General features: G+C 46.8%; 17 protein-coding genes and 2 pseudogenes. 10 read left to right on the top strand and 9 right to left on the bottom strand.

Features of this window, described 5'->3' with window-relative positions; all coding sequences use genetic code 11:
• Positions 1 to 55 precede the first annotated feature (55 nt).
• The 6 genes from XM38_RS02010 to XM38_RS01985 are packed head-to-tail and all read left to right on the top strand — an operon-like array spanning position 56 to position 3357.
• Positions 56 to 397 (top strand): nucleotidyltransferase family protein, encoded by a 342-nt coding sequence (locus XM38_RS02010; protein ID WP_080812771.1) that lies wholly within the window; start codon positions 56 to 58, stop codon positions 395 to 397.
• A gap of 32 nt (positions 398 to 429) precedes the next feature.
• Positions 430 to 657, top strand: a complete 228-nt coding sequence (locus tag XM38_RS02005) for a hypothetical protein (protein ID WP_080812774.1) — start codon at positions 430 to 432, stop codon at positions 655 to 657.
• Positions 638 to 1102, top strand: coding sequence for a type II toxin-antitoxin system VapC family toxin (locus XM38_RS02000; protein ID WP_080812776.1), 465 nt, complete (start codon positions 638 to 640; stop codon positions 1100 to 1102). The genes XM38_RS02005 and XM38_RS02000 overlap by 20 nt, the downstream gene beginning before the upstream one ends.
• Positions 1089 to 2594 (top strand): DNA sulfur modification protein DndD, encoded by a 1506-nt coding sequence (dndD, locus tag XM38_RS01995; RefSeq protein WP_080812779.1) that lies wholly within the window; start codon positions 1089 to 1091, stop codon positions 2592 to 2594. The genes XM38_RS02000 and dndD overlap by 14 nt, the downstream gene beginning before the upstream one ends.
• Positions 2573 to 3058, top strand: coding sequence for a hypothetical protein (locus XM38_RS01990; RefSeq protein WP_080812783.1), 486 nt, complete (start codon positions 2573 to 2575; stop codon positions 3056 to 3058). Before dndD ends, XM38_RS01990 begins: the two co-directional genes overlap by 22 nt.
• Positions 3055 to 3357 (top strand): nucleotidyltransferase family protein, encoded by a 303-nt coding sequence (locus XM38_RS01985; protein ID WP_080812914.1) that lies wholly within the window; start codon positions 3055 to 3057, stop codon positions 3355 to 3357. Before XM38_RS01990 ends, XM38_RS01985 begins: the two co-directional genes overlap by 4 nt.
• Before the next feature lie 20 nt (positions 3358 to 3377).
• On the opposite strand, the gene XM38_RS01980 is transcribed toward XM38_RS01985, so the two are convergent.
• Together XM38_RS01980 and XM38_RS26675 are read right to left on the bottom strand one after the other, a co-directional pair.
• Positions 3378 to 4028, bottom strand: a complete 651-nt coding sequence (locus XM38_RS01980; RefSeq protein ID WP_080812785.1) for a Uma2 family endonuclease — start codon at positions 4026 to 4028, stop codon at positions 3378 to 3380.
• A gap of 156 nt (positions 4029 to 4184) precedes the next feature.
• A complete protein-coding gene (locus XM38_RS26675) occupies positions 4185 to 4382 on the bottom strand; it encodes a hypothetical protein (protein ID WP_225889152.1) in 198 nt (65 codons plus the stop codon).
• A 14-nt stretch (positions 4383 to 4396) separates the two neighbouring features.
• Between XM38_RS26675 and XM38_RS25640 the strand changes: the two genes are divergently transcribed.
• Entirely contained in the window at positions 4397 to 4615 is a 219-nt protein-coding gene (locus XM38_RS25640; protein WP_187329578.1) for a hypothetical protein, read from the top strand.
• A 27-nt stretch (positions 4616 to 4642) separates the two neighbouring features.
• A complete protein-coding gene (locus XM38_RS01970; protein ID WP_080812787.1) occupies positions 4643 to 4981 on the top strand; it encodes a hypothetical protein in 339 nt (112 codons plus the stop codon).
• Positions 4982 to 5320: 339 nt separating this feature from the next.
• Here XM38_RS01970 and XM38_RS01960 read toward each other — a convergent pair whose 3' ends face one another.
• From XM38_RS01960 to XM38_RS01945, 4 genes are read right to left on the bottom strand one after another with little or no spacing between them, the layout of a single operon-like run.
• Positions 5321 to 5740, bottom strand: coding sequence for a hypothetical protein (locus tag XM38_RS01960; protein ID WP_080812789.1), 420 nt, complete (start codon positions 5738 to 5740; stop codon positions 5321 to 5323).
• Complete coding sequence (locus XM38_RS01955) at positions 5737 to 7716, bottom strand: FHA domain-containing protein (RefSeq protein ID WP_080812792.1); 1980 nt, start codon at positions 7714 to 7716, stop codon at positions 5737 to 5739. The genes XM38_RS01960 and XM38_RS01955 overlap by 4 nt, the downstream gene beginning before the upstream one ends.
• A gap of 15 nt (positions 7717 to 7731) precedes the next feature.
• On the bottom strand, positions 7732 to 8310 hold the full coding sequence (locus XM38_RS01950; protein ID WP_080812795.1) for an FHA domain-containing protein: 579 nt from the start codon (positions 8308 to 8310) through the stop codon (positions 7732 to 7734).
• Between the two features lie 27 nt (positions 8311 to 8337).
• Positions 8338 to 9774 carry a protein kinase domain-containing protein gene (locus XM38_RS01945; protein WP_080812797.1) on the bottom strand — a complete coding sequence of 479 codons (1437 nt, stop codon included), beginning with the start codon at positions 9772 to 9774 and terminating at the stop codon, positions 8338 to 8340.
• 63 nt (positions 9775 to 9837) lie between these two features.
• Between XM38_RS01945 and XM38_RS28565 the strand changes: the two genes are divergently transcribed.
• A protein-coding gene (locus tag XM38_RS28565) for an IS630 family transposase (RefSeq protein ID WP_088431483.1) occupies positions 9838 to 10898 on the top strand; the annotation gives its coding sequence in 2 pieces (ribosomal slippage) (positions 9838 to 10300 and positions 10300 to 10898; 1062 coding nt in all).
• A gap of 16 nt (positions 10899 to 10914) precedes the next feature.
• Here XM38_RS28565 and XM38_RS28560 read toward each other — a convergent pair.
• The 3 genes and pseudogenes from XM38_RS28560 to XM38_RS01925 all read right to left on the bottom strand — a co-directional run.
• Positions 10915 to 11061 (bottom strand): annotated as a pseudogene (locus XM38_RS28560) (4-Cys prefix domain-containing protein); the annotation flags it as partial.
• Between the two features lie 116 nt (positions 11062 to 11177).
• Complete coding sequence (locus tag XM38_RS01930) at positions 11178 to 12668, bottom strand: protein kinase domain-containing protein (RefSeq protein ID WP_080812801.1); 1491 nt, start codon at positions 12666 to 12668, stop codon at positions 11178 to 11180.
• Between the two features lie 386 nt (positions 12669 to 13054).
• Positions 13055 to 13240 (bottom strand): annotated as a pseudogene (locus XM38_RS01925) (ISKra4 family transposase); the annotation flags it as partial.
• 245 nt (positions 13241 to 13485) lie between these two features.
• Between XM38_RS01925 and XM38_RS28555 the strand changes: the two are divergent.
• On the top strand, positions 13486 to 13635 hold the full coding sequence (locus XM38_RS28555) for a KTSC domain-containing protein (protein ID WP_080812803.1): 150 nt from the start codon (positions 13486 to 13488) through the stop codon (positions 13633 to 13635).
• Positions 13636 to 13714 lie beyond the last annotated feature (79 nt).

The following is a 13714-nucleotide window of genomic DNA, read 5'->3' as shown; positions in this document are numbered from 1 at the left end:
GAGTACGATTAGACTAACCAGTCCGACTCAATCGAGAGTGGAATTAAGCGATCCCATGAGCCAGCCCCCAACAACCTCTCCGATCCTTCAGGAAATTACCGCCAAGCGATCGCAAATTGAGCAACTGTGCCGCCGCCATCAAGTGGCTCAGCTACAGATCTTTGGGTCAGCCACCAGCGCTCGCTTTAACGACACCGCTAGCGACATTGACTTTCTCGTCGAATTTGCCATCAATACCCCTCAAGGGGCCAGCGATCGCTTTTTTGACCTCAAGCAGGAACTCAGTGACCTGCTGGGATACACCATTGATCTGGTTGAGATTCAAACCATTAAAAATCCCTACTTTTTAGAAGCGATCGCCCCGGGCCGCACGCTGCTGTATTCGCTCAAAGCATAGACTGTTAGATCCATTTGCCATCGGTTTACGCCATGCATACTATCCAGACAAAAGCTGCGGTCACCGCCGATCATCAACTCACCCTATCCTTACCTCCTGAAATTCAGGCCGGGGAATACCAAGTTGTCATCGTGCTAGAAGCTCAACCTCGTCAACCGCAGACCCAGCAACCGCTCCAGTTTCCTGTAGACGACTATGGCCCCTGGCCGACCGACCTTTCACTCCACCGCGAGGAAATGTATGGCGACTTCGGAAGATAATGGTGTCTTTATCGACACCAATATTTTGATTTATGCCAACGTGAGCAGCGCCCCTTGGCATCAGATCGCGATCGACAAGCTTCAAGATTTAGCCACACAAGACATTCCGCTTTGGATCAGCCGTCAAGTTTTGCGAGAGTTCATCGCGACGCTTACTCGTCCGCAATCCTTTGCGACCCCTCCTTCTCAGTCTCACGTTTTGAAAAGAGTCCAATTTCTGCAAAACACCTTTTTGGTGGCTGACGATAATGCCCAAGTCACTGCAAAGCTGCTTGAACTGATCGACCAAGTTGAAGTGGGCGGCAAACAAATTCATGACGCCAATATCGTTGCGACGTTACTCGCCAACAATGTCACCAGCTTATTGACTCACAACATTTCAGATTTTGAGCGCTTTCGTCCCTGGATTACCCTCATACCGCTGATCGCTAATGATTCTGCGTGAACTCGTTTTCCAAAACTTCGGCCCTTACCACGGACGCCATCGTCTCGATCTGCGCCCGACTCCTGAACAACCCATCATCCTCATCGGGGGGCTTAACGGTGGCGGCAAAACTACTCTCATGGATGCCCTCCGTCTCGTGCTTTACGGTCAGCGTGCCCCCATTGATCGCCGCCGCAACCTCCCCTACGCCGACTTCTTGGCTCAGTGCGTCAACACCCAAGCCCCACCTGATGCCGAAGCCACCATTGAACTCGCATTCGAGCGCGTGCTCCACATCAGCGGCATCGAAAAACTCGGCACCCTCCGCGTCATTCGTACCTGGCGACGGGGCACCAAAGACGACCTCACCGTCGAACTCGACGGCTGGCCCAACGAAATTCTCACCCAAACCTGGGATGAACAGGTCGAAGACTGGCTCCCCGTTGGCCTCTCCAACCTGTTCCTCTTTGATGGTGAACAAATCAAAGAACTGACCGAACAAGAAACTCCACCTCCCAACGTCATCAGCGCTATTCGCTCTGTGTTGGGGCTAGAACTCGTGGATCGCCTGGCTAATGACCTGACTATTCTCGTCAGTCGCAAAAAGGCTGAACTCGGTGACGAAGCGACTCAACATGCCTTCCAAGCTCTCAGCCGCCAGATTGAGCAAGTCGAAACCGACCTGCAAGCCGCAGCCGATGACCTCGAAGATTACCAAGACGCCCTCGACCAAGCCGCAACCGCTCTACAAACTGCCGAGGATCGCTTCTTCGCCAGCGGTGGTCACATCACTGAACAGCTCGTCCCGCTCAAAGACCAATTAGATGCCGATAAAACTGAAATCAGAGTCCAAACCCAGGTGCTCCAAGACCTGGCTGCCTCGACCCTACCCCTGGCTCTCGTCCAGGACCTACTGACCGAGGCCGCTCAACAAGGACAGCACGAACAGGCCCAGCATAAAGCCGCCATTGCCCATGATGCCCTGACCGAGCACGATCAGCGCCTGCTCGAAGTTCTTAACCAGCTCAAGCTCAAACCCACCCAGAAAAAGACCATTCAAACCTTTCTCGAACAGGAAGCCGAAACCCTCAGCGCCAATGCCAACGGCGATGCCTGGCTACAAGCCTCCGACGATGCGCTTAATCGGCTTAATCACATCCTGCAGCACCAACTCGCCGCCGAACAGCGGCTGGCCCACTCCCATCTCATTGAAATTCAAACTCTCACCGATGACATTGACGCCATTGAGACCAAACTCGCCAAGGCTGCCTCTCCGGAAGACTACGAACGCCTTAGGTCAGAACGTGATCAGACCCGTCTTCAGCTCAACGAGTGTCAATTCAATCTCGAACTCCATCGCCGCCGCTACTCCGAGCTAGAACGCCAGCAGGAAACCTCGAGAAAACAGCTGGCTGAATATGGTTCCGAGCGATTGACGCCAGTAAAGATAATACGCTGCTGGCAACAGCGCCTCGTGTCCAAAAAACCCTTGTGGAATTTCGTAAACGCCTGACCAAGCAGAAGTTGGGCGAATTAGAGCAATCCATCACTCAGTACTTTTTGCTGCTGCTCCACAAATCCAGCCTGGTTCACCGGGTCATGGTTGATGCTGACACCTTCCGCCTCGACCTTTACGATACCGAAGGTGACCTCCTCCCCATCCAATGCCTCTCTGCGGGGGAAAAGCAGCTCCTGGCGATCGCCTTCCTGCGGGGCCTCGCCAGTGTTTCAGGTCGGCAGCTGCCCGTGGCAATAGATACCCCTCTGGGTCGCCTCGACTCCGAACATCGCCGCCACCTCGTCGAGCGCTACTTCCCCCAAGCCAGCCACCAAGTTATCCTCCTCTCTACCGATACCGAGATTCGCACCGAAGAGGTCGGGCAATTGAGAGCACAGGGTGCGATCGCACGTGAATATCTGCTGGAGTATGATCCGAGTCAGAGGCAGACCGCAATCAAGGAGGGCTACTTTTGGTGAATCATTCCCTTCCCATCAATCTTCCTAAACCCGCTCTAGCTGACTTTTGCCAGCGCCACCACATTCGCAAACTATCCCTTTTTGGTTCAGTACTGCGAGAAGACTTTTGCCCGGACAGCGATGTCGATTTCCTGGTTGAATTCGAACCGGAGCATACCCCAGGACTGATTCGCTTGGCTGGCATGGAACTCGAACTCTCTGACCTAATTCAACGCAAGGTCGACTTACGAACATCCAACGATTTGAGTCGATATTTCAGAAACGACGTTCTACAGACCGCGATCGTGCAATATGACTAAGATGCAATTTTGAGCGATCGCTACTTTTGAAACGTTTGGATCAACCACCGCGTCAGTGCCCCATCATCCTCAGTCTGACTACGCTGCATCGCCTCTTCCACGACCGACAGCGCCAGTCCTGACAAAACTCGGGAATCGCGAATCTCCCAACTTCCCCCATTTTCGACAGCAAACGCCGTAACCTCTGACGTAGCCACATTCACGACCCAATATTCCTGTACACCCAACCGCTCATACAGGAGTCGCTTCCGCCCTAGATCATCGCTCAAGGTCGTCGAAGCAATTTCTACCGCCAGTTGAGGAGGGCCATATACTCCAATATCGATAGGTTGATTGTTTAGGCTAGGCAATTGAAACTTCTGCCCTAGATAAAAGGCAATGTCTGGCTGTGCCTCACGTTCACCCGGTTTGCGTAAAGAGGTACTCAGAAACTCGACAACTCTAATCATCTTGAGGGCAGCAAACAGCGAAACGACCTTTGAAACCACGGAATTTTCGCGCCCATGTAGGCTCCCTAGTGGTGCCATCTCAATCCGCATCCAACCCTTATCGTAGTAGCACCAAGCTTTGTCAAAATCGGGTCGGTTGCACAGCGCCACAAATGTTTCCCAGGTCGCAGGTACCCAGGTATCGGTTTCAATGCCCTGTGGACGTGATGCCGTATCAACCATGCTGCCAACCCCATCGTTGTCCCTATCCTAGCGGTTGGGGAATAAGAGCGGTTGTATGCTGCCATCCGACAAAATCTCTGGCAGCCATTCGTCGCCGCGATGTTCTGTCCCGTCCCATTTCTCCGGCCAGGTCTTCGCCGCGATCAGCTCCCGAATTCACGCTAGCTCTTCGTCATTAATTAAACTCACCGTCGGCTGGGCGCAGTTGACGGCGGCTGCATTCACTTCCTCCCAGTCCCACACATGGCACACCCGCCAGTGAAGCAACGGTGCCAGGGTATCGGCCACTGCACTCGATGTGGTCTGCTGGAACCAGCCCTGGCCGCACTCGCCGCCGTCTCTGGTACAGCTCATGGCAGCGGACCCTAGTGAACCTGCTGCGCGACGGGGCCATTGGTTTATCCGTCGGCATCAGCGCCCATCTGATCTGGGATGCGTTGCTGTCCTCCACCCGCCGTGGATTCTATATCCATGGATTTGGCGGTTCCCTCTCCTGGCTGTGGTTGCTCGGTAACCTGATAGGGGGCCTGGCGGTACCGCTGCTGCTGGCGACACAGATACATCGGTCTAACCATACCTCGGCTTAACTCTTTGCATATCTATTGGATATACCCATGCGCTTTCTGATGCAACTTATTGGTCTCGCCCTGATGCTGTTGGGCATCTATTTTCTGGGCAAGAATATCTTCTTCACCACCAACGTCAGCCCCTACTGGTGGCGGGGCATTGCTGCCGATGCTTCCATTTTTTTGCTGGTGGGTGGCATCTTTCTGCTGATCTTGATGCCCCTGGGCTTCCTGAAAAATCTGGGTTGGGTCTTGGTGGCCGCAGGCATTCTCTGCATATTTGTGAGCAGTCGGGCTATCCTCAACCCCACCAGCCTCTGGCAGTTATTCTTGTCGATGATATCGATGACTGTCGGCTACCGACTCTTGGCCACGGGACGCATATAGAACGCTACCGCGATTACGACTAGGACACCCCGCCTCTACTGCCCCAAAAGGATCAGCTCATCACAAAGGACTATTCGGGCTACGCCAAGTTCGCCAAACTCAGCCAACAAGAGCGCAAATGGGGCTTGCTCAATGATCCGAAAGCTATCTTTGACCGTCGCGGTTGGGAGCAGTGTTTAGCTGAGCGGGGTGCAGAGTTGCGGGGCCACAGATTAGTTCGGAGTAAGTAAATTACTTAAAGGACTGCTGGGAAAACTAGAACATGCTTGCTTAGCAAAGCTAGTCTTTCCAATCCAGAGCAAAGCCGCAGATGGATAGCACGACAAAATCTTTCAACCTCTACAACCATCTGCCACCATAGAAACGCCACCGAGGAAACCAGATGCGCATTAATGATTGGGAAGTAATAAAGATGCCTAACCAAACAGCAGTGTAATGAACCAAAAACCAGCCGAAATTAATCGACTCAATTCCAGGCAAAATACCTGCTGAAACTAGCATCACTACAAAAACAGCCTCCCAGATACCGGCAAGCAGTTGGAAAATAGCAGGCCAATCATGATCCCAGCGGAGCTTTTGCAGCAGCGTGTAAAGAATGTCCCAGAGAAGGCCAAACAGCAGTACATAACCTAGCACCTGCCAAAAGACTGTACCTCCAGGACTGACAATGCAGAATGCAAAGATTGCTGTGATTAATAGGCCAATAGTGCCAAATAAGAGAATTCGAGTCTGCCAGCGACCGAGTAATGTTGGTGTCATGGTTTTTGATAAGTAGCCCACTTGTACCATTGCCAAAGTGAAGCCAGTCCATTGAGACGACGCAGACCAGGTGCCCGTTTTTTTACCAGGCTATCTATAGAGCGAAGAGCTCCATATTGCAACCCTAAGAAACTGTCTACAGCCGCGTACGGTCCTCCTAGTGTGATTACACCAGAGGCATACATATGCCCTGGTTGCTGGCCCGTCTGCTTGGAACACATCTCAGCAATTTCAAATTCGTTCGAGATTTTGAATCGTCCGTTATCAAGGAGTTGCAAGCTGTAGCAATCAATTAAATCCTTTAAGAGAGGACTCACTTCCAAATCAGCTTCTAAACCAGTAGCGTCAATGATGAAGTCTACTTCCCGAGTGGCAACTCCCTGAACTTTGCCACCTTCAACTTCGGAATATGTAACTTTAAGCTGCCTACCAGCAGGCTCAACTTCTTTCACGGAACCAAATTTAGGCCGATACCATTGATCTCGGAGTCCAGAAGCAATGATCCTTTGCCAATCACGGCGATCAGCAGTAGTTGTGCCACCCCAAGCTTTGAGGAGTTGAGTTCTTTCCGAGTCACTAGCCTTCTCCAACACGTCCCGGAGGTCTCCTCCCCAACAAGCTTTCGGCCAGTTGAATGGTTGTAATTCAAAGTGATTGCTGACTGAGCGCTGCGCTAGACCAAATTTATTTCCCTCATTCCTGCCAATAGGTCGCCGCATCATGTGGATCACTTCTATACGGTGAGAACTTTTCTGGCAAGTCTCATAAATCCGTTGAAGAATTCTGGAGGCAACAATGCCTCGGCCCTGAATCAGCACAGTACCGCCTTGCTCAACTAGAGAGTCATAGATATGTTCGTGAGACTCGTAAGCATTAACCACAGATTTGAGATCCTTTGTTTTATCTCGATATTCTTTCAAGTGTTTCAACAGTCGGATGCCGGGATACCCTGTTGATAGATGAATGTGTTTCGCCACTACAAAACCATATCGGCCTTTTCCTTGGGAATAGGCAATGGCATATCTGCCATCACTCATTTTGCGAATGGCGCGGACACTGCCATGCCGAAAAATGTCTGACCATCCAATCCGGTTCGCTTCTCGGTCAATGGACTTGAAAACATTCCCGGATTTTGGCGTATAAGTTTCGGCAAGAACGGGTTCAGAAAAAACTTGCCAGAGAGATTCGAGAGTATGGTTTACACGTCCTTTCCAGAAATCCTGCCAGGACTCTCTCAGGGCATAGCTGGGCCACCCCCAAATGTTGTCTGGGCAAGAGTCAGAGTTAGAGCGTAGTCTTTCGTGAGGGGGAATTTGAGAATTCAGGCACAACTGTTGATATCGGGCATAGGGCTTATCCTGAGTACCCAACGCCACAATGCGTTCTGCTTTCACCCCAAAGATACGAAGAAAGTCTACCCAAATGTAACTGCCCAGCCCTGCGCCAATGGCAGCGTAGTCGAACTGATCTTTTCTGGGGTTGAATCGCCCCGTCTCCTCCAGGTAGTCAAGCGAAACATACTCAGCTTGTTTGAAGGCCGCAGGTGGAAATTTAGGTTTGGTCTGAGGTTGAGACGTTGGCGGATTGAGAGGAACGTTTGCGCATTGATAACTGGCAGATGTTGGCGAGGAAGCCTGAGAAACCAAGCGGACGCGAATCTCTTGATTCCCCAGGCAAATAACGTCGTGATCTCGGAGAATATGTTTTTGAACTCTAACGTTGTTGATCCAGGTTCCAGCAGGCGTATTTTGATCAATGATGACAGGTTGATTGTTCTCTAAATAAATAAAGGCATGAAATTTGGAGGCGATCGGATCTCGAAATGTCATGCGTGAAACTGCCAACTGCCCTAAATTTGCTGGCATGGCTGAGAATTCGCTTCCCAGTGCAATGGGTAAGCTGAGAAGCGGATTTCGAGTATCTTGGGTAACGCTATCCTTCCAAGTAAGTCGAATTTTAAGGGGAAAGGGAGGCATGATTTACTCACCTTCTCAGTGCTTGGGAGATATCAAGACGCTATCAGCATCTGCCAAGAAATGGCCGCAAATATGACAAGATACATTCTGACTAGTTAAGGGATGGATCGTTTGGCATTTAGGGCACTGAAGGCCGTGTTCTTGGGTAGGCTGAGGCGTGGGTGGTGATGAGGACAATTGAGAAGGGGTAATCAACCGCGCTGGAGAATTTGTAGAGAGGGAATTACGATTGGGTGTTTGGCTAGAGATCGCTTTATTCGATGAGAGTTTGAGTTTTTCAACTAATAATGTGGAGTTACCGAGTTGAATAGTACTCCCTTGCCAAAGTCGAGCTTCGCCTTGAATTAAAACTGCTCCATCGATAGAGATTGGATTTAATGGCTGCAAGTTATGAATGTAGTATCCATTAAAGTCAGCCTTGAAAAATATTGAGGCGTGTATTTTGGCTACAGAAAGGTCTTTGAGATGAACATGACAAGAACTCGAATCTCGACCAATAATTATCGAGGAGTTGTTTCTCTTAGTATCAAAATCCCAAGATGTGGCAGCTTGAGCATTTAAACTCTTATGAATCAAATTCAGAGTAATAGCCATATTTTGTTCTGAAAGTGGTCTTTCAGCTTACTTCTTTCTTGACACAACCAGTGTTCCGGAAACAATATCATGAATAAGTCTTCCACCGGAAACTAATGGTTTGAGTGATACAAGGGTCGAAATTAACCACACACAGCCCAATAGCATCGCCGCTGAACTTCTGGGTGAAGGTTCTCTTAATTTCTCTCCAAAGTCTTGAATAACTGCGGGGATGAAAAACAAAAAAGAGCCGCCGATATAAATAGAGTATAAAAATTTAAGTGTCGTCCTAAACCATATCTGCAATTTAGATGCTTTCTTAAGATCAACTCTTAATACTTTCAATCCAACTATACTTTTCCCTAGAGTTCCCATCGCTTTCGAGTTTTCTGAAAATATTGGATAGGCGAAAACAAAAAGCATAAAAAAGAATGGAAATGGCCAGACAAATAAATAGCCACCATCGTCGAAAACATTCCCCACGAAGCTAACCCCAAGAATTACAGGGAAACCTAGATATATAAGCCACAAAGGGTCATGAAATTCGTTCAATAGTGCTTCGTGGAAGAAAAAATATGCAATACCGACAAATAAACTCCCTATCATGAAGTAGTCGAGCACAAATGCTACAACTCTTTTATAAATATCTTTTCTTATTGTCTTATAGGGCTTCAGATTAGTCTTATAGGGCTTCGAATTAGATTGTCCTTTTGGAGAAGGCTTTTTGGAAATACTCTCTAAGGCATGAATGATATCTTCTGCACTACTTGGCCTTTTAGCTGGAGCATATGCCACCATTGAGTCAATAATTCTGATAAGCCTTTCTGAGATCTGCATAGCATGCTCTTGCCAGATTAGCTCCTTTGCTGTTTCATCAAGTTCAAGATCTTTTATTTCCTTTCCAGTAAGAAGGAATACGAAGGTTCTGCCTAATGCGAAAAAATCAGACTGAGGTATCGCCTTACTTGTTTGTTGCTCTGGTGATGTATAACCAAGCGAGCAAACGAATGTACCTGTAGATTTTATTGCATATGTTTGGCTCATTTCTCGAACAGCACCGAAGTCAATCAAAACTAACTCCCCCTCAGGTTTTAAGATGATGTTGCTAGGTTTGATATCTCTGTGAAGGAAGTTCTGATCGTGGATAACCTTCAGAATTCCAATAATCTGTTCAAGCCAAGCCAAACTTGTCTTTTCTGAAATAGGTTTATTACCGCGATTTCTCATATATTTTTCAAGGTCCATGCCTTCAATTTTCTCCATCGCAAAGCAATGGAAGACGTCTGAAGATCCCCTTAGAGTAAATATGAAATAATCACCTGGATCTACTTTTGGAATGCCATCATTATTCAAACGGCTTAGTACCTCATATTCTCTCTTAAAGAGTTCTAATAATTTTGGAAGTGCTTCTTCCTTATTTTCAGCTTTGTAACTTAGAACTTTAAGAACCTTTGCTTCGCCAAACTCTACAACCTCATATAGCAACCCTAAATGAGTTTAGAATGGGTAGTATATAAATATCATCAAGCTGTCAATACAGTTGTACTCATGAATAGTTTTCAATTAGAACACCAACAAAAAGTAGATAATCGTGCTATTCTATCAGACTTTATAAGTAGTAATCCTGATTCAAGAGAGCTTAAGCGAGCATTGGCTGTAAAAATGGCATTGGAGGGTGAGCCATATTTTAAGATTACCAAATTTCTGGTAATAAACAAGTCTTTTATTACATATTGGAAGAACAGATTCGAAGCACAAGGCATTGAAGGTATTAAACTCGGCTACCAAGGATCAAAAAGTTACCTAACCCCAGATGATCGTACAGAAATTATCTCGTGGCTGAGAACCAGAAACTACTGGAACTTTGATGAATTAGTTTCATATTTAGATGAACATTATGATGTGATTTACAAGTCTAAGCAAAGCTACTATACACTTTTTTCGGAAGCAGGTATTAGTTGGAAGAAATCTCAAAAAACCAACCCAAAATCTGATCCAGCTCTAGTCAAAAAAAAAGAGAAGAAATCCAAGGATTTATCCGTCAAAACCAGTTCAAAATTGAGTCTGGGGAATTGATTGTACTTTTTTTGGATGAGTGTCATCTCCTTTGGGGTGATGTTTGTGGATATGTCTGGGGCAAGACAGATATGCGAATCGAAATCCCTATTACAAACGAGAGAATCAGGCAAACATATTATGGCGCATTAAACTATCAAACAAAAGAATTTATTTTGCATCCTTACGAGAAAGGGAATGGAGAGAATACAGTTGCTTTTATGAAGTACTTGCAGGAACAAAATCCTGGGAAGCAAATCGCATTAATTTGGGATGGCGCTAGTTATCATAAGTCACAAGAGATCAAAGATTTTTTAGCTACAGTCAATCATGGGAAAGAAGAGACAGAATGGCAATTCAAATGTATTCTATTTGCACCCAATTCACCAGAACAAAATCCAGTGGAAGATGTTTGGTTACAAGCCAAAAATTCATTGAGAAGATTTTGGAGGTTGTGTCGTTCTTTCCCCGCTGTAAAGTATCTGTTTGAGTTCTTTATAGATCATCAAAAGTTCGATTTTTCTAAAATAGAAGAATATTCACCTTGTTCATAAATCAACTGGGATTGCTATAGACATCAGCGAAACCGCCTCCGCCCAAATACTGAAGCACTCGATAGCGACCATCGAGCAACAATTCTGATCCGCAGGATTCACAAAAAAGGGGCTGCCGAGAATTTTCAGGATGTGTGCATTGGGGGTTGATGCAGAGGCTCATAACCTTTTCCTGTAAGCTTTTGCGTTTTAGGTGAAATCTAAAAGTTAAAATGGGTTCCAAGCACGACAGTTCAGAGATAATATCATTTGGATATATATCCTCGATTCTAAACGTTTTTATTTGATCAGAACTTTCGTTCTGGATGCCAAATCGTACAAAAAGTTCTTGTTTCGAAGAGTGATCAGCAAAGAAATAACCACAAACAGAAAAGCAGCAAGGCTAAACCAGTAAAGGCTGCCATAAACATAGGTGGCTGATGCAATAGGATAAAGGACAAAAAGCAACCAGAATATTTGTTTAAGAATAGCTCTTGCTAAAGCTTTCATAAAACCTAAATGATTCCCAATTTCATTTCTCAAATGTACTTTAAAAAGTCTTTTCCCTGGGCTTGCTTGCCGCGTGGAACTTTCCGTCAAGGCGTGGTATACGGCCCCGACAATTAGATATGTAGAAACCAAACTTATCCATTGAAAAATATTGTCTAGCTGCCAGTGCAAATCAACTTGCTGGTTATGCAGCTGCTCTTCAATAGGATCTACTTCATCAGAGAACAGGCCATATGGGAATGAAGGATATGGATTAATTCGATCTAAAACTTCATAGAGTATACTGTAAGGAATTACTCCGAGTATCGCTATAGCAGCATAATCGATTACTGCGGCTGGAAACCTCCGCCAAAAAGCTTGCTTTTGTATGTTTTTTGAATGGGGCGTTTCGATTTTCTGAGATATTTTTGGTGATTCGATTTCCTGAAGAACGTCTGATGCTAGAGCAGGTCTGTTGTCTGGAATATAAGCCATCATTAGATCAATGATGCCGATGACTCTCTCTGAAATTTGCTTGGCATCATCCTGCCAGACAAGTTCTGCTGTTCGGGGATCTAAATTAAAAGCTCCAGGTTCTTTTCCAGTAAAGAGGAAGACAAAGGTTCTACCTAAAGCGAAAAAATCAGATTGTATAATGGCCTTGCCATTGACTTGCTCGGGAGGTGTATAGCCTGCCGATGAGATGGCCGTGATTTTAGACTTTTGCATGTAGGTTTGACTCATTTCCCGGACGGCACCAAAGTCGATCAGAGCCAATTGGCCATCAGGTTTTAAGATGATGTTACTTGGCTTGATATCGCGATGCAGAAAGTCTTGCTCGTGAATAACCTGCAAAATTTCAACGATTTGCTCTAGCCAAGCCAACCCCGTCTTTTCTGAAATAGGTTGATTGCCACGTTTTTCCATATATTTCTCAAGGTCCATTCCCTCAATTTTCTCCATTACAAAGCAATGAAGAACTTCTAAAGAGCCTTTTGGCATAAACGTAAAATATGCGTCAGGGTCTACTTTGGGAATGCCGGGATGATTGAGACGACTTAGTACATCGAACTCCCGTTTGAACAGTTCAAGTGCCTTGGGTTCTTTATGATGTAGAACTTTCAGAATCTTGGGTGTACCAAATTCAAAAACCTCATACGTGTCAGCAAAGCCACCTCTGCCGAGACGCTCAATGACTCGATAGCGACCATCAAGCAGTAGATCTGAGCCACATGATTCGCAAAAAAGGGGCTGTCGGGAATTTTGAGGTTTCGAGCACTGGGGGTTGATGCAGAAACTCATGACAATTACCTGTAGGCTATAGACTTCTGACTTGGATTACAATGCTCCGGATAGTTCTTGACTGCTAACACCAGAATGCGGCTTTCAACCCTCTCTAGTGCAGTCGAGCGAACGAGAAATCCAGGGTTTCAGGGCTTGCTTAGAAAATTGTCCGGGCTGTTAGGATTAGAAATATCTGTAACAGCAGATTTTTGATCGCTGTTTTCCTCTACACAGCCGAACCTTGCTATTCCGGATCAGAATTATTTTTCTAAAGATATGTCAAGAGATCTCTGAAAGCCCTTTCTCTAGGACTGTTTAGGGTGTGTGATTGGTCCCTATACTGTCAGACGACTAGCAAATTGTTGGTTTCGATACAAGAAACCGCACAAAGTATCGGGAGCATGTCACCTTGGCTTCCCAATCATGCCATTTAGGTAAGTGCAGCGATGAGCTAAGACTTGTGGAACGTTGTCTTCGCTCCACTGAGCCCCCGAGATTTTGATGCGGCGACCAATCTGTTTAATGCCTGATTCAACTGCGCCTGAACCAATCGAGCAAATCTGCTCACGCTGATAATAGTCGTAGTTGAGCCAGTCCCAGTAGTTTGATGGGCAAAGGGCTCTGCCCGTGCCCATCAAACCCTTCGAATACCATGCTCCGCCTTGCTATTCCAATTCCATATCATCAAAAGCCGCAATAGCCTCCACATGGGTTCCCCAGTCGGCTTGGTAAAACCCTTGCGTAATCGCGTCGGTAGTCCATAGAGATGGCAAATTGTTGACTGGGCAGAGAGTCTGATGGGCACGCTGCGCTTTGCCCATCCTACCCATGACTCATGGTTATCTTCAATTCCGGCAAAACCTACCAGTATTCGGAGGTTCCCCAAGAAACCTATGAGGAACTGTTGGCAGCAGATTCTAAAGGCAGCTACATGCGGAGCCTTATGATTGACTGTTATCCCTGCGCCCTCATGCGGAAACGTTAGATCTCCTGAACGAGTTCACCAAATTGATCTTTGGCTAGTCCTTGGCTGAGCTGGTCGCGATCGCTTGTAAACGCCGACT

It is taken from the genome of Halomicronema hongdechloris C2206, assembly GCF_002075285.3.
Taxonomy (GTDB): Bacteria; Cyanobacteriota; Cyanobacteriia; order Phormidesmidales; family Phormidesmidaceae; genus Halomicronema_B; species Halomicronema_B hongdechloris.
Note: the sequence above shows the minus strand (reverse complement) of the source record. Positions and strands in the feature narration are given on the sequence as shown.